This is a genomic window from Gemmatimonas sp. (assembly GCF_027531815.1).
Taxonomy (GTDB): Bacteria; Gemmatimonadota; Gemmatimonadetes; order Gemmatimonadales; family Gemmatimonadaceae; genus Gemmatimonas.
In genome coordinates this window covers 1-17,976 of the sequence record NZ_JAPZSK010000024.1, presented here as the reverse complement: position 1 = coordinate 17,976, position 17,976 = coordinate 1, and the positions used below count along the sequence as shown (strand labels likewise).

The following is a 17,976-nucleotide window of genomic DNA, read 5'->3' as shown; positions in this document are numbered from 1 at the left end:
TCCTGAGTCCCCCCATTCGCTGGCGACTAGAGCGTCAGGGCCACACCCGTTCCCATCCCGAACACGGTCGTTAAGCCTGATAGCGCCGATGGTACTCCGGGCGAGAGCTCGCGGGAGAGTAGGCCGTCGCCGGCACCCTTTCGAACACCCCGTCACTGTCCACCAGTGGCGGGGTGTTCGTGTTTCCGCTAGCCTTCCCACCGCTCCACTCCACCTCCCGCGCCTATCCGAATGTCCAGAGCTGGGATCGTCACCGTCGCCGGATTCCCCAACGCCGGTAAGTCCACGCTCCTCAATCGCCTCGTCGGCGAAAAACTCGCCATCACCTCCAGCAAACCACAAAGCACCAGGCACCGCATCGTCGGCATCAGAACCGAGGGCGACGCCCAAATGGTCATCCTCGATACGCCAGGCCTCCTCGAGCCCAAGGACACCCTCCACAGCGCCATGCGCAACGCGGCCCTCGCGGCCGTGCGCGATGCCGATGTCCTCGTCCACGTCGTCGATGCCACTGCCCGGGTGCCCGTGTCCTTCCAGGACGCCGCGCAACTCGAGCACCCGCCGCGCGCCCACGTCGTGCTGGCACTCAACAAGCTCGATCAGCTCTCCCGCGCACAACGCGAACAGCTCGCCGCGACCTACCCCGACGCGATCTTCCTCAGCGCCGCTACCGGAGAGGGGCTCGACGCACTCGTGGCCGCCGTCACCGCCGCGCTCCCCGTCAGTCCGTATCTCTATCCCGACGACGACATCTCCACGCAGCCCGTCCGCTTCTTCTGCGCCGAGTTCGTGCGCGAAACCGCGCTCGAACAACTCGGCGACGAGTTGCCCCACGCCCTCGCCTGCGAAATCGAGGAGTTCCGCGAAGGGTCGTCACCGCTGTACATTCGGGCGGTCCTGCACGTCGAACGAGACAGTCAGAAGCGCATCGTGATCGGAGCCAACGGACAGCAAATCAAGAAGCTCGGACGGAGCGCTCGAGAAAAGATCGAGCGCTTCGTGGGCGAACCCGTTTATCTCGATCTCTGGGTGAAAGTGCTGCCGAACTGGCGCAAGAACCGGAGCGCGGTGCTCCGGCTCGGCTACGGCGAACCGAACACGCGCGGGTGATGGCGCGATCCCGTACGCGTCGCGGCGTCGGACGCGCACCGGCGGCAGAGTCCCCGGCCTGGTCGCTCCTCGGCGTCGCGGTCCGCTACGTCATCGCGGCTGTCTTGCTGCTCTGCATGGCCGGCACCGAGGCCGCTGCGCAGAATGGCGGCCTGTTTCTGCTGGTCCCTTTCGGGGCCCGTGCCGTGGGGCAGGGGGAGGCCGTGGTCGCCGATACCACCCTGGGTACCGAGGGCATGTGGTGGAATGCGGCCGCGCTGGCGCGCCTCACGAAAAAGGAGGTGGCCATTCACCATTCCCAAACGGTGATCGCCACCAGCGACATGCTCACCTTCGCCTTCCCGTCGAAGGTACTCGGTACGCTTGCCGCCTCGGCGTACCTCGTGAACTACGGTGATCAGCAGGCGACCGATGCGCAAACGGGCACGCCCGTTGGCACGATCACCAACCGCAACTACCAGCTGGCGCTCTCCTACGCCACACCCGTTGGAGCGCGCTTCAATGCCGGACTCACGTACAAGTTCGTCATGCTGCGCTTCCAGTGCAGCGGCGTCTGTGGCGCCATCCCCGTCATCAGTGGCTCCACCAGCGCGCTCGATCTCGGCGCGCAGTACGTATTGCCAACCCGCCTCCCCGTCACGGTCGCCGCGTCGGTGCGCAATCTCGGTCCGGCCCTTCAGGTCAGGGACGCGGAACAGGCTGACCCCCTCCCTCGCGTCATTCAGCTCGGCGCCCGGGTCCGCGTGCCCATCAAGGCGCTCGAACTCTCCAGGGCCACACTCGATGTGGCCACCGACCTGATCAGCGCGCCGGCGCTTGGGGGAGGTGCCGGCGGTATCGGCGTGGCATTGGGGTACCGGGAGCAGGCGTTCGTGCGCGCCGGGTACAAGGTGCAGCGAGGACAGGGATCGGGGCCGTCGGTCGGCCTCGGATTTCAGCGTGGCGGATTCGGCGTGGACATCGCGCGCCGCTTCGACGCCCTGTCGGCGCAGCTTGGCGAGCCGCCGACCTACGTGTCCATCAGGGCGCGCTTCTGATGCGCCCTACACGCAAAGCTCTCGGCGCCCCTGGTGAACAACCGTCCGGCAAGGAGCACGGCCGCAGGTTGTCTGGCCCCCGACAGCGCACCCTGGCCGGGCTATTCGCGGTGCTCCTGCAGGCAGGCGACCTGTCGGCGCAGTCGTCGCCCCCAGTGCCGCCGGTGGCACAGGGCACCATGGGGCAGGGCATTGTGGCGCTCCGACGCCCTGTGACCCCACGGGCCGTCATCGCGCCCCGCAGTGGGCAGGACGTCGATTCCACCGGGGGGGGCGCTGCTGTCGTCGCGGGCGGTGGCCGCGTCATCGGGAGTCCAGCGGGGAGTGTGGGCGCATTCGCACGACTGCGTGCCGGCCCTGCCAAGGGGCCGGCCCCCTGGTGGGCTCCGGTCGCGTCCCTGGCCATTCCGGGATCGGGACAGTTCGCCCTGCGCCAGCAGCGCAGCGTGGCGTATCTGGTCGCCGAGGTGTTCCTGCTCGTGCAGTACGTGGCGGCGCAACGCGATGGCGATCGGGAGCGGACCGCGTATCGGGACCTTGCGAGGAACGTGGCCCGCAAGCCATTCGGTGGCACCCAGCCCGGCACGTGGGACTACTACGAGCGCCTCGAGCAATTCCTCGAGAGCGGTGCGTACGATCGCATACCGGGTGGGGGGCTCGATCCGGAGCTCGACCCGAGCACCTTCAACGGCGCACGGTGGCGCCTCGCTCGCGAGACCTTCTGGCTCAACCCCGATGTCGCCCCGGCGGTCTCCAGCGCCGAGTACCAGCGCGCCCTCGATTTCTATCGCCGGACGGCGGTGGGAGAGGCGTTCCGCTGGAGCTGGTTCGATGCGACGCTCGAGCAGGACGTGTACATCCAGACCATTCGCAGTGCGAACCGCAGCTACCAGCGCGCGGTGAACGTGCTGGGCGCGGTGGCCATGAACCACCTCGCCAGTCTGATCGACGGCTATGTGAGCGTGCGCATCCGTCGCTACGGCGGCGTGCAGGTGGCCGGGTTCACCCTGGATGGCCTGCAGGTGGCCTACCAGCCGGCGCTCGGCGCGCCGGCAGGGAGTGTGCAAACCGGGCTGCGCTTCACGCGCTAAGGCGTACGGGGCCGTTCCGCCGTGGGCACCCGGAGGCATGCCGCCGGTCCAATGTGTAAGGAACGACGCACTTTGTGACGGTCGACACATCGTGCCGATTGGCGGCGCACGATCGTCAGTGGGTTGCGCACGAGTCCGGCCGCGGTCCCCCATCACCGCACGGTGCCTCCACCGTTCGCCCGCTCTCGGCGTGCAAACGGGCGACGTGGCCCCAGACCCTCGACGATGACGTTCACCATCAACGATCAGAGCGCTGTTCAGCTGTCGGTGCGCCCCGTCGCGCCGGCATGGCTCACGTCGTGGTGGTCGACCTACCCAGGTGCCTGCCGCACGACGCACGACGTACGCGACGTCATGGACATGGCACTCAAGACCCGCCCTCGCCTGATCGTGCTCGATGGCTGCGGCGACCCGGCGTGGACGACGGCGGTGCTCGAGGGCTGCCGCCGGCTGAAGCGCGATGCCTACACGGGAATCGTCCCCGTGTTCGTGATCGTGCCGGCCGAGGCGTTCGCGGCGGCCTTCGAGGCTGGCGCCGACGAGGTCGTGCGTGACGACGTGGCGTCGGACGAGGCGCTGGCGCGACTCGGCGCCATGCTGCGGCGCAGCGACCGCGATACCGATGTGCACCCCTCGACCCGGCTTCCCGGGGCTCGTGAGATCGAGGCCGAACTGGAGCGGCGGGTACGGTGCGGGGAGAAGTTCGCTGCCTGTTATGCCGACCTCGATCACTTCAAGGAGTTCAACGACCGCTACGGGTACCACCATGGGGACCAGGTCATCCGCCTCTTGGCCCGCATCCTCCACGATGTGGTCAAGGGGCTCTGTGGCGAGGACGGCTTCGTCGGACACATCGGGGGGGACGACTTTCTGTACACCATCCCGCTGGCGGCCGTCCCCCGGGTTTGTGACGAAGTGGTGCACGTGTTTGACGAATTGATTCCGCTGCAGTATTCCGAGCAGGACCGTCGTGTAGGATATTTCTTCGGTAAGGATCGGCGTGGGCAGTTGCACCGGGTGCCGTTGATGACGCTCTCGGTGGGAGTGGTCACGAACCAGCGGCGTCATTTCACGCGCGGTATCGAGGTCAGCGAGTTGGCGACGGAAATGAAGAGTTATGCAAAGACGTTGCCCGGCTCCGTGTGGGCCGTGGACCGCCGACGGGATGAGCCGGGAACGGTCTCGGCAACCGGCGGAGGGCTCGTAGGGGAACGGGTAGACCAGCGTTCGGCGGGAGGTGCGTCATGACGGTCTCGTGTCCGGAGTGCCGGTCGGTGTTTCGTGTTGACCCGGCCAAAGTGCCGGCGACGGGCGTGCGCGCCCGTTGCTCGGTGTGCGGCGGCGTGATGGCGATTGCCGGCGGCACGCTGCCGGTGTCGGTGACGCCATTGGGCAGCAGTTCAGGGGGGCCTGCCTTCGGCGGCGGCGTATCGCGCGCCACCCCTGCTCTGGTGACGGTGTCCAGTTCGGTCTCCGGTGCGCCACCCGCGCAGCCTGTACTGGCGGGAATGTCGGCGGCCGCGGCGTCTACGGTTGCTCCGGCCCCGGCGGCGTCCTCTGACGCATCGGTGGATGCGCCGATTGGAACGCCGGCTGTACCGACACCACGGTACGCGGCCGCCGCACAGCGTACCCCGGCGGCCACCCGCACGCCGGTCGCGGCTCGGGCCGCGGTGCCAACCCCCGGTGTGACCCAGCCCGCGGCGGCACCCCGTACCCCCACCCCGCATGCGTCGATACCGGTGAGCGTCGACGCCTTGCCGGTGAATTTTCCCCTGGCAGGCATTCGCACGCCGGCCGCGTCTGCCACCCCTGTGCGATCGGTGCCACCCGTTCCCGCGCCGATGTTTCCCGGGGCCATTCCAACCTCGGCGTCCGTCCCCACGCCGGTGTCCGTGGGTGCAGCGGCGGGAGCAGCGCCAATGGCGTCCGCAGCCGCGCTCACGCCTGCGTGGCAGGCGCCAAGCCCCGCTGCGCCCACCCCCGCGGGTGGCCGCGCGCCCATCAATCCGTTCCTGCGCGCCGATCCGTCCCAGCGTGCACGGCGGCTTGCCCGGGCACTCGTCTCCGACCTCGTTGCATACCATCCGCAGAAGCGCGAGGAAGGATTGCGGGAAGGCACGCTTCGTCAGCTGTTTCGTGAAGAGATCAAGAAGAGCTACGAGGAGTATGTCGAGCAGGTAGGGCGTGAGCAGGCGGAAGCCGCCCCGCACTTCCAGGATGCGCTCAACGACATTCTCGCCGGTGGTCGCCGCCTGTTCTGAGCGGCGAGCATGGCGTGCCGGGGCGGCGCTGCGACGAGGCGGCCGCACCTCACTGTTCCGGGACCGCGAGACCCGATAGCTTTCAGTCACATTTCATGGGTCACGCAACGGGCACATCTCGGGCCGCTTTCCCCCTGCGGAAGGCGGCCCGCGTCGTACATGGAGAAAGGCATGCAGGACGGGGAACGACTGAAGGTGCTGGCGCGGTCGGAAGAGCGCCTCGCGGACATGCGGAGGTATCTTTGACGTCGAATCGAAGCGGTCGACGCTGAACGCCTACGAAGAGGAGATGGCGGACGCGGCGTTCTGGAACGATCAGGACCACGCGCGCGACATCGTCCAGCAGGTGAAGGTGCTCAAGGGCTGGGTGGAGCCAATGGATTCGCTCACCGCCCGCATCGAGAGTGCGCGCGAGCTCGACGAGCTGTTGGCGCTGGAACCCGATGAGAGCATGTACAAGGACCTCGATCAGGAGGTACAGCGCATCCTCGCCGATCTTGAGGCGTTCGAGCTCAAGTCGTTGTTGCGTGGCAAGGACGACTTTCGCGACGCGCAGGTGGAGATCTCGGCGGGTGCCGGCGGGACGGAGGCGCAGGACTGGGCCAGCATGCTGCTGCGCCTCTACACGCGCTGGGCCGAACGCAAGGGCTTCGAGATCGAGATGCTCGATCTGTCCGAAGGGGAAGAAGCCGGCATCAAGGGGGCGGTGCTCGAGATCAAGGGGCAGTATGCGTACGGATTCCTGCGCCCCGAATCCGGTGTGCATCGGCTCGTGCGCATCTCGCCGTTCGACTCGCAGGCTCGACGGCACACCAGCTTTGCCTCGGTCTTCGTGTACCCGGTGGTGAACGAGGAGATCAACATCGAGATCCGTGAGGAAGACCTGCGGATCGACGTGTACCGGGCCTCAGGTGCCGGCGGTCAGCACGTCAACAAGACCTCGTCGGCCGTGCGCATCACCCACTTGCCCACGGGTATCGTGTGCGCGTCGCAGCAGGAGCGGTCGCAATTCAAGAACAAGGCGACCGCCATGAAGCAGCTCAAGAACCGCCTGTACCAGCTCGAAGCGGAAAAGCAGGCCGCGGTCAAGGCGGCGTTCGATGCCAACAAGCAGGATGTGACGTTCGGTAGTCAGATTCGCAGCTATGTCTTCCAGCCCTACACGATGGTCAACGACCACCGCACCGAACTCAAGATCGCCGACGTGCAGAAGGTGATGGACGGCGACATCGACCCGTTCATTCAGGCGTACCTCAAGGCCGAGAGCGAAAGCGGCGCCCAGGGCGGTGTGCCGTGAGTGCGGAGTCGACACCGGGCAGCGCCGAGGCGCAGGCCGACGGGGCCGGGGAGCCGCGGCAGGAGCTCAATTTTGTCATGCAGGCGCGCCGCGAGAAGCTCGAGCGGTTGCGTGCCGCTGGGGTGGAACCGTTCGGCTATTCCTTCGATCGCTCGCACACCGCCAGTGAAGCGGTGGCGGCGCTCGGTGACGCCGATGAGGGGCCGACGGTCACGGTCGCCGGCCGACTGGTCTCCTGGCGCAGCCAGGGGAAGACGGCGTTTGCGCATCTGGCCGACATGGACGGGCGCGTGCAGCTGTACTTCCGCCGCGACGAGATGGGCGACGAGGCGTTCGGCCGGCTCGCCGAGTACGATCTGGGCGATTGGGTCGGGGTGCGCGGGGCCATGATGCGCACGCGGACGGGGGAGGCCACCGTGAAGGTGAGCCACGTCGAGTTGCTCGCGAAGTCGCTCCGCCCCTTGCCGCTTGGCAAGGAGCAGATGGTGGACGGTACGCTTGTCCGCTATTCGGCCTTCAGCGACACCGAACAGCGGGCGCGTCAGCGCTACGCCGACCTCGCTGTGCATCCGGAGGTTCGGGCGCTCTTTCGCGCCCGCTCCGTGCTCACGCGGGCCATTCGGGCGCACCTCGACGGGCTCGGCTATCTCGAAGTGGAGACACCGGTGCTGCAGCCGCTCTACGGCGGTGCCGCCGCTCGGCCGTTCATCACCCATCACAACACGCTCGACATGCCGCTGTATCTGCGCATTGCCGACGAGTTGTACCTCAAGCGCCTCATCGTGGGCGGCTTCGAGCGGGTGTACGAGATCGGCCATGACTTCCGCAACGAAGGCATTGACCGGACGCACAATCCGGAATTCACGATGCTGGAGTTCTACGAGGCATTTGCCGATTACCGCACGATGATGTCACGGGTGGAATCGCTGCTGGTGAACGCGGCCGACGCCGTGCGCGCGATCCCCCTGGTGGGGGAGAAGGTGCCGGCGCTCGTCACCCCATTCCCGCGCATCGAGTGGGTGCCCAGCCTGTCGCAGGCGGCGGGCGCCGACATCATGGCTGCAAGCGATGCCGAGCTCCGCATGATGGCCGAACGCATCGGCGTGCAGAAGGTGGCCACGTTGAGCCGCCCGAAGGTGCTCGACGAGATGTTCCAGGAACTCGTGGAATCGAAGATTCAGGTGCCCACCTTCGTGGTGGATTATCCCAAGGAGCTCTCGCCGCTGGCCAAGCCGAAGCGCGGGGGGCCTGCCGGCATCACCGAGCGTTTTGAGCTGTTCGCGCGCGGCAAGGAGCTGGCCAACGCCTTCTCCGAGCTCAACGATCCCATCGATCAGCGCGAGCGCTTCGAGGCACAGGCGGCACTCCGCGCGGCCGGCGATGATGAGGCCAGTGGGGTGGACGAGGATTACCTGCGGGCCATGGAGTACGGCATGCCGCCCACGGGCGGCGTGGGCATCGGCATCGACCGGTTGTTCATGTACCTCACGGACACGCAGAACATCCGCGACGTGATTCTGTTTCCCACGATGCGCCCAGAGTAATCGGCCCCGTGAAGGAGCTCGAACTCGCCATCGCCTGGCGGTATCTGCGGAGTCGTCGCGGCTCCCGGCTGCTGTCGCTCATCAGCGTCATCGCCATTGGCGGCGTGCTGGTGGGCGTGAGCGCGCTCATCGTGATCATGGGCGTCATGAATGGTCTTCAGCGTGACCTGCGCGAGAAGATCCTCGTGGGCAGCCCCGACTTGCGCGTGCTGCCGTACGGATCGGACATGCGGATGCCGAACTGGGCGGAGGTACTCACGCGGGTGCAGCGCGTGCCCGGCGTGGTGGAAGCGGCGCCCTTCGTCCAGACGCAGGGGCTGGTGCGCAACCTGGGCGGCTACATGGTGGGCACCCAGGTGGTGGGGATCGTACCCACGGGGCGCGCCGGCGATCGGGTGACCACCATTCGTCAGCACGCCATTCTCGGCGACTTCACGTTCGTCCGCGACAGCGTGGCACTTCCCGGTGCGGTGCTTGGCAAGTTGCTGGCCTCCAAGTTGAACGCCTTTCCCGGCGACACGGTGGTGCTGCTGGGGGCGGCTGGCCTCGACATGAATGCCGCCACGGGCGCCATCGTCCCACGGGCGGACAGTGTCGTGGTGTCCGGCGTCTTCGAGACGGGGATGTACGAGTACGATGACGCCTATCTGTACCTCTCGCTGGAGTCGGCGCAGCGCTTTGCGGGATACGGCACCGATGTCACCGGGCTGGAGGTGCGCGCGAAGGATCGGTGGCAGGCCCCCATCGTCGCCGACTCGCTGCGGAGCCAACTCGAATCGTCGGTACGCACGATGGACTGGCAGGAGCAGAACCGCTCACTCTTTCAGGCGCTCAAGCTCGAGAAGCTCGGGATGGGAGTGATCCTGCTGCTTATCGTAGTGGTGGCCGCATTCAACATTGTGAGTACGCTCACCATGGTGGTGGCCGACAAGACGCGGGAGATCGGCATCCTGCGCGCAATGGGAATGCCCGCGGCCTCCATCCGGCGCATCTTTCTCTATCAGGGCACCGTCGTCGGGGCCGTTGGTACCCTCGGCGGGCTCGTGCTGGGGCTCTTTGTGGCCCTGCTTCTGGAGAAGTACCGGCTCATCGCGCTCGACCCGAGCGTGTATTTCATTGATCACCTGCCGGTGGCCATCCAGCCGCTCGACGTGGTCATGATCGTGCTGGCCAGCGTGGCCATCGCCGCGGTGGCCACGCTGTATCCGGCCAAGCAGGCGGCGAACCTCTACCCGGTCGAGGCGATCCGTCATGAGTGACGCCCCTGTCGCGGTGCTCGAGGGCGAGGGGCTGGTCAAGGAGTTCCGCGGTGGTGACGGCGGCATCATTCGGGTGCTGGACGACGTGTCCATCACCGTGCGGCGGGGCGAGATGGTGGCCATCGTCGGGGAAAGCGGCGCCGGCAAGAGCACCTTGCTGCATGTGCTGGGGGCGCTCGAACGTCCGTCGGCTGGGCGTATCCGGCTGGCCGGTCGGGCGGTCGAGGGGCTGGCCGACGGGGCGCTCGATGCGCTCAGGAACCGCACCGTCGGGTTCGTGTTTCAATTCCATCACCTGTTGCGGGAGTTCTCGGCGCTCGAGAACGTTATGATGCCGTTGCGCATCGCCGGCGAGGACGCGGCAGCGGCACGGGAACGGGCGGCGGGGTTGCTCGAGCGCGTCGGGTTGGCCTCGCGGCTGCACCATCGGCCGGGAGCGCTGTCGGGGGGCGAACAGCAGCGAACCGCCGTGGCACGCGCGCTGGCCGGGCGGCCGTCCGTCCTGCTTGCCGACGAGCCAAGCGGGAATCTGGATCGGTACAACGCGGAAGCGTTGCATGACCTGTTCGCCGAGCTGGCCCGCGATCAGTCGTTGGGGCTGGTGGTCGTCACGCACAACCAGTCACTGGCATCGCGAGCCGATCGGGTTCTATCGTTGGGAGGAGGTCGGTTGGTGCAGTCGGACGTTCACGGGGGGGCCTGATGCTCTGCGACAACTGCAAGGAACGCGACGCGGTGGTGCACCTGACGCGGATCGTGGACAACGCGGTCACGCAGTTGCACCTGTGCGAGAAGTGCGCGGCAGCCAAGGGGGTGGAAACGACACTCTCCGTTCCGCAGCATCCGCTGGGGGACATTCTGCAGGCGGTACAGCAGCAGGCGGCCAGCACGAGCGAGGACGCGGCCGCCTGTGCGTTCTGCGGGGCCACGGCGCGGGACTTTCGCGCGACCGGGCGTCTGGGGTGCCCCCACTGCTACGACGCCATGGAGCGCAGCCTGCGAGAGCTGTTGCGGCGCCTGCATGGCAGTTCGCGGCATGTGGGGCAGCGCTACGAAACGCCGGTGGCCCATGTGGTCGACAAGCCCGATACGCTGCACGATCTGCGCGACCGTCTGCGCCGCGCCATCGCGAACGAGCAGTTCGAGGTGGCGGCCGAGTTGCGCGACCGCATCAAGGCGCTCGACACGGAGTCGGTATGAGGAGCGCGACATGACGGCCCCCCGGCCGGGACTCGATCTGTCACTGCTGCCGGATGGTGGCGTGCGCTGGCTCGACGCGTCGGGACCGAACAGCGATGTGGTGATCTCCACCCGTATCCGGCTGGCGCGCAATGTGTCGGGGTATGCGTTCACCGGGCGGGCGCGGGAAGGGGAGCGTTTGCGCATGCTGGCGCAGGTCCGCGATGCGCTGGGCGCGGTACCGGCGCTCAGCGGGAGCCTCCTGCTGCGACTCGACGACCTGCCGCTGGTGGACCGCCAACTGCTGCATGAGCGGCACCTGGTCAGCAAGGAGCTGGCGGGACTCGACGCCCAGCACCCGGTGCGCGGCGGGGCGGCCGTCTTTCTTGGGGAGTCGGTCGGCCTGCTCGTGAACGAGGAGGACCATCTGCGGCTGCAGGCGCTGCGCAGCGGCTTCGCCGTGCCTCAGGCGTTCGAGGGCGTCAGCCGTCTCGACCGTGAACTGGGCGCGCAGGTGCCGTACGCCTTCCATCGGGAGTTCGGCTTCCTGACGGCCTGTCCCACGAACGCGGGCACCGGTTTGCGGGCTTCGGTGTTGATCCATTTGCCGGGGTTGGTACTCACGAAGGAAATCGGCAAGGTGCTGGCCGGTCTGCAGCAGATGGGGCTCACCTACCGTGGCTTGTACGGCGAAGGGAGCGAAGTCGTCGGTAACTTCTTCCAGTTGTCGAACCAAACGACGCTGGGCCGATCGGAAGAGGAGTTGCAGGACCTGTTGGTCCGTGTGGTCCGACACGTCATCGAGCGCGAGGAAGAGGCGCGCCGTGTGCTGGTTCGGGACGCGGGCTATATTATCGAGGACAAGCTGTGGCGGGCGTACGGGACGTTGCGGTACGCCCGTAGCCTCACGTTTGACGAGGCGATGAACTACCTGAGTGGCGTTCGTCTGGCGGTCGGCCTGAAACTGATCACCGGGCTCAGTGTATACACACTCAACAAGCTCCTGATCTTTGCCCAGTCGGCGCATCTCTCCCATCTCGAGGGGCGGGCGCTGACGGACAGCGAGACCAGCGTGGCGCGCGCGCGATACGTGCGTCAGGTATTGGTGAGCGAAGGCGGCGGCGTCGAATGATCCGCTTCTCAACGACCCTGAGGGTGCGATGAACGGCTACAACTTCACCGAGCGGGTGCGGAAGGTCCTTGCGATGGCACGCGAGGAGGCAGCACGCCTGCACCACGAGTACGTGGGCACGGAGCATATTCTGCTCGGGCTCATCCGTGAGGGTGAGGGCGTTGCGGCGGCGGTGCTGCAAAACCTCAACGTCGACCTGGACGACGTGACCCAGAAGATCGAGGACACGGTCAAGAAGGGGAAGGCGGCACAGGCCACGGGCCCCGACCTGCCGTACACGTCGCGCGCCAAGAAGGTGCTGGAACTGGCGATGGCCGAAGCGCGCGACCTCAACCACAGCTATGTTGGCACCGAGCACCTGCTCCTGGGACTGCTCCGGGAGGAAAAGGGGATCGCCGCCCAGGTGCTGACCGATGCGGGGGTCAATCTCGAGGCAGCGCGCGCGGAGACGCTGCGCCTGCTGGGGACGGAGCTGCCGCCGGGTGGACAGCAGGCGGCGCCGGAAAAGGCTGGTGCGGGCGCGCCGCCGTCGGCGGGCCAGGCGAAGGGGGACAAGAAGTCGAAGACCCCGGCGCTCGATCATTTCTGCCGTGATCTCACGCAGCTCGCGGCCGAGGGACAGCTCGATCCCACTATCGGGCGCGCCAAGGAGATTGAGCGCGTCATGGAAGTGCTGTCGCGGCGCAAGAAGAACAATCCGGTGCTCATCGGCGAACCCGGCGTGGGCAAGACCGCGATCGTGGAAGGGCTGGCGCAGCTGATCGCCAACGGCGAGTGCCCGGAGAACCTGCGCGAGAACCGCGTGCTGTCGCTCGATATGGCGGCCGTGATCGCCGGCACGAAGTACCGGGGCCAGTTCGAGGAGCGCCTCAAGGCGGTCATGAACGAGATCGCGCAGAACAAGCAGGTCATTCTGTTCATCGACGAGCTGCACACGCTCGTGGGGGCAGGCGCGGCCGAAGGCGCGATCGACGCCAGCAACATGCTCAAGCCGGCACTGGCGCGCGGTGAGCTGCAGTGCGTGGGGGCGTCCACCCTGAACGAGTACCGCAAGTACATCGAGAAGGACGGAGCGCTCGAGCGTCGTTTTCAGACGGTGGTGGTCGATCCGCCATCCATCGACGAAACCGTGCAGATCCTGCAGGGGCTTCGCAAGAAGTACGAGGATCATCACCGGGTGAACATCCCCGACGAGACGCTGCTGGCGGCGGCGAAGCTTTCGGAGCGCTACATCACCGATCGCTTCCTCCCGGACAAGGCGATCGACGTGATCGACGAAGCTGGCGCCCGTGCCCGCCTGGCGGCGCAGGTGCCACCGGCAGAGGTGGCCGATCTCAAGGATCAGCTCGAAAAGATCAATCTCGAGAAGGAAGCGGCGGTCCGCGACCAGAACTTCGAGCGGGCGGCCTCGCTGCGCGACAATGAACGCGAGCTGCAGGGGGAGATCCGCCGCAAGCAGGAAGAGTGGGAGCAGCGGCGCCAGTCGTTCCGTCCCACGCTGGGCGAAGAGGAAATTTCGTTCATCGTGAGCCGGTGGACCGGTATTCCGGTGACGAGGCTGCAGGAGGCCGAAACGTCGCGCCTGCTGCGCATGGAAGATGAGTTGCACGCCAGCGTCGTCGGGCAGGATGAGGCCATCAAGGCGCTCGCCCGCTCCATCCGTCGCAGCCGTGCCGGGCTCAAGGACCCGCGTCGTCCCATCGGCTCATTCATCTTCTCCGGCCCCACGGGCGTCGGTAAGACCGAGCTCGCCCGCTCGCTGGCCAAGTTCATGTTTGCCGATGCGTCTGCCCTCATTCGGGTCGACATGAGCGAGTACATGGAGAAATTCTCCGTGTCGCGCCTCATCGGTGCGCCGCCGGGCTACGTCGGGTACGAGGATTCGGGCACGCTCACCAAGGCGGTGCGCCGCAAGCCGTACAGCGTCATCCTGCTCGACGAAATCGAGAAGGCGCACCCGGATGTGTTCAACATCCTGCTGCAGGTGCTGGATGAAGGACACCTCACCGACAACTACGGACGGGTCATCGACTTCAAGAACACCGTGGTGATCATGACGTCCAACGTGGGCGCCAAGGACATCACGCGCGGCAAGTCGCTGGGCTTTGCCACGAACGATGCGCGCGGCGATTTCGAGCGCATCGCGGACAAGGTGAAAGAGGAGATGGGGCGTGTGTTCAACCCCGAGTTCCTCAACCGTCTCGACGACGTCATCGTGTTCCATCCGCTGGGCAAGGAGCACATCTCACAGATCGTGTCCATCCTCTTCGCCGACGTCCAGAAGCGGCTGTCGGAGGAGGAAATCACCATCAAGCTCACGTCGGAAGCGACCGAGTTCCTGGTCAACCACGGGCACGACGAGCACTTCGGCGCCCGGCCGCTCAAGCGGGCCATCCAGCGCTATGTCGAGGATCCGCTCTCGGAGAAGTTGCTCATGGGCGAGTTCTCCCGAGGCGACGACATCGAGGTGGCCGTTTCGACCACCGAGAAGGAGAAGCTCGAGTTCCGCGTACTCTCGGCCACCCCGCAGGCCAGCTGATCGCCGGCGGCGGGCAACGGTGGGTGGTACCGCGCGTGTCAAACGGCCGGGTCCCTTGCGGGATCCGGCCGTTTTGGCCCGGGCGGGGTAGAAACCGCGCCCGAGGACTCGGCCCTTCCCGCGCGCCCGTGTATATTTCGAGGCTATGCTGAAACGCGTTTCCCTGTCTTCCGTCCCTCCGGCAGCGCGCCCACTGGCTGCGCGCCTGGGGGCGTTCGTACGTGCCGCCGGTACGATGCCGCTGCGCGTCGGCGCGCTGGCCGCTGCCATGCTCACGGCGGCGCCCGAGGCGCTGTCGGCGCAGGAGGTGGCCGGGCGCTGCACGACCGCCGATTCGCTCGCCGTGCGGGGCAATGCGCGCGTCAACGAGGCGCGCATTCGCACGGAGGCGGGGATTACGAAGGGGGCGACGCTCAACTTCCCCACGTTGCAGCGCACGCTCAAGGCCCTTTATGCCATGGGCGAGTTCGACGACGTGCAGATCCTGTGCGATCTGGAATCGGTACCGGGACAGGTGCTGACGGTGGTGCAGGTGCGGGAGCGGCTGATCCTCGGCGACATCACGGTGACCGGGCCCAAGGCCATCTCGGAGCGATCCATCCGGGACAAGGTCGACCTGCTCATCGGCCGGCCCATTGATCCGCTCCAGGTGGCCCGCGCGAAGGCCAAGATCGACTCGGTGTACGAGAACGCCGGCTACTATCTCGCGCAGGTCACGATCGATTCCACCGCCATGAGCGATGGGCGCATTGCCCTTGCCTACACCGTCGACGAAGGGCGTCGGCTGGCCATCTCCGCCATCGACATTCTTGGCAACCGGTCGGTGCGCGAGAAGACGATCGTGGGGGCGATGAAGACCAAGCCCGAAGGGTTCTTCTTCTTCAAGAAGGGTGAATACGACGACGACAAGTACGTCGGCGACTTGGGCGAGCGCATCCCCGCGCTGTACGCCAGACTTGGGCATGTCGACGCGCGCATCACCAAGGACACCTTGGTGGTGGACCGCGACAAGGGGAAGGGGCTCGTCCAGATCACCGTCGACGAGGGGCCGCAGTTCCGGGTGGGCAGTTTCGAAATTGCCGGCAACCGGCGCTTCAACACCGAGGATCTGCGCAAGTTCTACCCCTTCGACGGCAACGAGACCAAGACGCTGACCCAGCGCGCCATGGGCCTCATCTTTCGTCAGCCGGAAGCGCCCCGCGGGGTCTTCGACCAGGCCAAGTGGGATGCGTCACTCGAGAAGGTCAACGGCGCCTACCGCGACAACGGCTATCTGTACGCCAGTGTCCGCCCCGTGGTCGAGCGCCGTTACGAAGGCAACGATTCGGTGCCTACCGCCAACCTGCGCTGGGAAATCGACGAAAAGAACCCGGCTATCGTCAATCGCATCGAGATCGTCGGCAACGACTTCACCGCCGATGACTGCATCCGTCGGCAGATCTTCCTGGTGCCCGGGGGGCCGTTCAATCAGCAGGCGCTGATTCGCAGCTATCAGAGCATCGGCAACATGAACTTCTTCGAGCAGCCCATGCCGTTTCCGGACTATCGTCCGATCAACGAGCAGGGAGACGTGGACATCGTGTTCCGCGTGAAGGAGAAGCGTACCGGGTCGGTGAACTTCGGCGCCTCCATGGGGCAGGGGGGCGTGGGGTTCGGTGGTTTCGTCGGCCTCGAGCAGCCCAATCTCTTCGGCCTGTGCAAGTCCGGGCGCCTCAACTGGCAGTACGGCCGGTTCTTCAACGACTTCACCGCCACCTACACCGACCCGGCCCTCAAGGGCTCGCGCCTGTCTGGGGCGCTCAGCGCCTACCGCACGCAGTCGCGCTTCATCGTCGGCAACCTCGGCCAGAACATCCGCACCGGTTCGCAGTTCCGCCTCGGCATTCCCACCCCGTGGTCGTTCTTCTCCACGGTGGCCGTGTCGTACAACGTCGAAAATGCGACGTTCACGTCGGGCACCATTGTCGGCAGTTGCTCACGGAACTGCCTGCGCTCCAATGTGGGACTCGAGTATCAGTACGACACCCGCGTGGACATGCCCTTCGCCACCCAGGGGTCGCTGCGATCGCTGCAACTGGACCTGAGCGGTGGGCCATTCGGTGGCACCGTCAACTTCCAGCGGCTCACCACCGAAATGCGGGGGTATGCGCTGCTGGGGCAGTTCGGCGGCAGCAACCCGGGGTCGCAGCCGATCAAGTTGACCATGGGGCTCACGGCGCGCAGCGGCGCGCTCTTCGGCAACTCGGGCCCGTTCTTCTTCCAGCAGCAGTTCGCCGTGGGTGGCGTGATGTTCGGGCAATCGCTTCGCGGGTACCCGGAATTCTCCATTACGCCGCAGGGGTTCAACCCGGGGACGGACCAGTTCCGCTCCGACCCCGCGTCGTTCGGTAACGCCTTCATGACCATGACCGGAGAAATCGGGCTCCGGTTCAACCAGATGTTCTACTTCAACGTCTTCGCCGACGCCGGGAACAACTGGGCCTCCGCCCGACAGATCAATCCCACCCGCCTCTTCCGTTCGGCCGGTTTCGGGGTATCTACCGTTACGCCGCTCGGTCCGCTCGGACTCGATCTGGCCTATGGCTTCGACCGCCAGTCGGTCAATGTCGCCACGCTGCGTCTGGAGAAGGACCCGCGCTGGCAGTTCCACTTCCGTCTCGGTCAGCTCTTCTAACACAGGACATCACCATGCGCGTGCTCTCGTTTGTCGGTGCCATTGCCCTCTTCGCAGCCGTGCCTTCGCTGGCCACGGCGCAGGCGGCTCAAAAGTTCGCGTTCGTCAACTCGCAGGCGCTGCTTCAGGGGGCGCCGGGACGTGCCGAGGCCGAGGCGTCGTTTGAAAAGGAGATGACGGGCGTCCGTACGCAGCTGCAGAAGCTCCAGGATTCACTGCAGGCGATGAACGAGGCGTGGGCGAAGGAAGAGCCGACGCTGCAGGGGGCGGCCAAGGACGCGCGCCTCAAGACGCTGCGCGAGAAGGAGCAGAAGTGGGGCGCCGAGGCGCAGAAGCTCCAGTCGCAGGCGCAGGAGCGGCAGGAAGAGCTGATGCAGCCCATCATGGAGAACCTGCGCAAGGTGCTCGACGACGTGCGCATGGAAGGCGGCTACGCCTTCATCTTCGACGTGGCGGCCGGTGCGTTCATCGTGTCGGCGGACAAGAATCTGGACATCACCGACCGCGTGCTCTCCAAGATGCGGTTGGCGGCCCCCCGTGCCGCGCCGGCCAAGCCGGCGCCGGCAGCCGGCCCGACGTCGGCGCCGGCTGGCATCACGAAGAAGCCGCCCACGGAGTAAGCGCCGCGTGAGCGGCGAGACGCACGCTCCGCGCAGTGGCGGGGGGGGGGGGGGGCCCCCCCCCCACCCCCCCCCCCCGGGGGGGCCCCCGGGGGGGGCGCCCCCCGGGCGCCCCCCCCCCCCCGGGGGGGGGGGGGCCCCCGGGGCGCCCCCCCCCCCGGGGCCCCGCTGGGGGGGGGGGGGTGGGGGGGGCCCCACCCCCCCCCCCGCCACTGCGCGGAGCGTGCGTC

The 17,976-nt window shown here is 66.8% G+C and carries 14 protein-coding genes and 1 rRNA gene; all 15 read left to right on the top strand.

Features of this window, described 5'->3' with window-relative positions; all coding sequences use genetic code 11:
• The first annotated feature begins 18 nt into the window (after positions 1–18).
• Positions 19–135: ribosomal RNA gene (rrf, locus tag O9271_RS18360) — 5S ribosomal RNA — on the top strand.
• A 96-nt stretch (positions 136–231) separates the two neighbouring features.
• Positions 232–1,110: a GTPase Era gene (gene era / locus O9271_RS18355; RefSeq protein ID WP_298273009.1), complete on the top strand. Its 879-nt coding sequence runs from the start codon at positions 232–234 to the stop codon at positions 1,108–1,110.
• Positions 1,110–2,147, top strand: coding sequence for a PorV/PorQ family protein (locus O9271_RS18350; protein ID WP_298273006.1), 1,038 nt, complete (start codon positions 1,110–1,112; stop codon positions 2,145–2,147). Before era ends, O9271_RS18350 begins: the two co-directional genes overlap by 1 nt.
• Positions 2,148–2,215: 68 nt before the next feature.
• Positions 2,216–3,238, top strand: coding sequence for a hypothetical protein (locus O9271_RS18345; protein WP_298273003.1), 1,023 nt, complete (start codon positions 2,216–2,218; stop codon positions 3,236–3,238).
• Positions 3,239–3,463: 225 nt separating this feature from the next.
• Complete coding sequence (locus O9271_RS18340) at positions 3,464–4,486, top strand: GGDEF domain-containing protein (protein ID WP_298273000.1); 1,023 nt, start codon at positions 3,464–3,466, stop codon at positions 4,484–4,486.
• 674 nt (positions 4,487–5,160) lie between these two features.
• Positions 5,161–5,502 (top strand): hypothetical protein, encoded by a 342-nt coding sequence (locus O9271_RS18335; protein WP_298272997.1) that lies wholly within the window; start codon positions 5,161–5,163, stop codon positions 5,500–5,502.
• 171 nt (positions 5,503–5,673) lie between these two features.
• A protein-coding gene (gene prfB, locus O9271_RS18330) for a peptide chain release factor 2 (RefSeq protein ID WP_343213944.1) occupies positions 5,674–6,799 on the top strand; the annotation gives its coding sequence in 2 pieces (ribosomal slippage) (positions 5,674–5,736 and positions 5,738–6,799; 1,125 coding nt in all).
• Positions 6,796–8,343, top strand: a complete 1,548-nt coding sequence (lysS, locus tag O9271_RS18325; protein ID WP_298272994.1) for a lysine--tRNA ligase — start codon at positions 6,796–6,798, stop codon at positions 8,341–8,343. The genes prfB and lysS overlap by 4 nt, the downstream gene beginning before the upstream one ends.
• 8 nt (positions 8,344–8,351) lie before the next feature.
• Complete coding sequence (locus O9271_RS18320) at positions 8,352–9,602, top strand: ABC transporter permease (RefSeq protein ID WP_298272991.1); 1,251 nt, start codon at positions 8,352–8,354, stop codon at positions 9,600–9,602.
• Positions 9,595–10,305, top strand: a complete 711-nt coding sequence (locus O9271_RS18315) for an ABC transporter ATP-binding protein (protein ID WP_298272988.1) — start codon at positions 9,595–9,597, stop codon at positions 10,303–10,305. The genes O9271_RS18320 and O9271_RS18315 overlap by 8 nt, the downstream gene beginning before the upstream one ends.
• Positions 10,305–10,802, top strand: a complete 498-nt coding sequence (locus O9271_RS18310) for a UvrB/UvrC motif-containing protein (protein WP_298272985.1) — start codon at positions 10,305–10,307, stop codon at positions 10,800–10,802. The genes O9271_RS18315 and O9271_RS18310 overlap by 1 nt, the downstream gene beginning before the upstream one ends.
• Before the next feature lie 10 nt (positions 10,803–10,812).
• Positions 10,813–11,913, top strand: a complete 1,101-nt coding sequence (locus tag O9271_RS18305; RefSeq protein ID WP_298272982.1) for a hypothetical protein — start codon at positions 10,813–10,815, stop codon at positions 11,911–11,913.
• A gap of 28 nt (positions 11,914–11,941) precedes the next feature.
• Positions 11,942–14,452 carry an ATP-dependent Clp protease ATP-binding subunit gene (locus O9271_RS18300; protein ID WP_298272979.1) on the top strand — a complete coding sequence of 837 codons (2,511 nt, stop codon included), beginning with the start codon at positions 11,942–11,944 and terminating at the stop codon, positions 14,450–14,452.
• A gap of 145 nt (positions 14,453–14,597) precedes the next feature.
• On the top strand, positions 14,598–17,126 hold the full coding sequence (gene bamA / locus O9271_RS18295) for an outer membrane protein assembly factor BamA (protein WP_298272977.1): 2,529 nt from the start codon (positions 14,598–14,600) through the stop codon (positions 17,124–17,126).
• Between the two features lie 14 nt (positions 17,127–17,140).
• Positions 17,141–17,746, top strand: a complete 606-nt coding sequence (locus O9271_RS18290) for an OmpH family outer membrane protein (RefSeq protein ID WP_298272975.1) — start codon at positions 17,141–17,143, stop codon at positions 17,744–17,746.
• Positions 17,747–17,976: the final 230 nt, after the last annotated feature.

Coding starts and splice junctions, on each gene's coding strand:
- era (WP_298273009.1), top strand. CDS start 232: ATGTCCAGAGCTGGGATCGTCACCGTCGCCGGATTCCCCAACGCCGGT.
- O9271_RS18350 (WP_298273006.1), top strand. CDS start 1,110: ATGGCGCGATCCCGTACGCGTCGCGGCGTCGGACGCGCACCGGCGGCA.
- O9271_RS18340 (WP_298273000.1), top strand. CDS start 3,464: ATGACGTTCACCATCAACGATCAGAGCGCTGTTCAGCTGTCGGTGCGC.
- O9271_RS18335 (WP_298272997.1), top strand. CDS start 5,161: ATGGCGTCCGCAGCCGCGCTCACGCCTGCGTGGCAGGCGCCAAGCCCC.
- O9271_RS18315 (WP_298272988.1), top strand. CDS start 9,595: ATGAGTGACGCCCCTGTCGCGGTGCTCGAGGGCGAGGGGCTGGTCAAG.
- O9271_RS18310 (WP_298272985.1), top strand. CDS start 10,305: ATGCTCTGCGACAACTGCAAGGAACGCGACGCGGTGGTGCACCTGACG.
- O9271_RS18305 (WP_298272982.1), top strand. CDS start 10,813: ATGACGGCCCCCCGGCCGGGACTCGATCTGTCACTGCTGCCGGATGGT.
- O9271_RS18300 (WP_298272979.1), top strand. CDS start 11,942: ATGAACGGCTACAACTTCACCGAGCGGGTGCGGAAGGTCCTTGCGATG.
- bamA (WP_298272977.1), top strand. CDS start 14,598: ATGCTGAAACGCGTTTCCCTGTCTTCCGTCCCTCCGGCAGCGCGCCCA.
- O9271_RS18290 (WP_298272975.1), top strand. CDS start 17,141: ATGCGCGTGCTCTCGTTTGTCGGTGCCATTGCCCTCTTCGCAGCCGTG.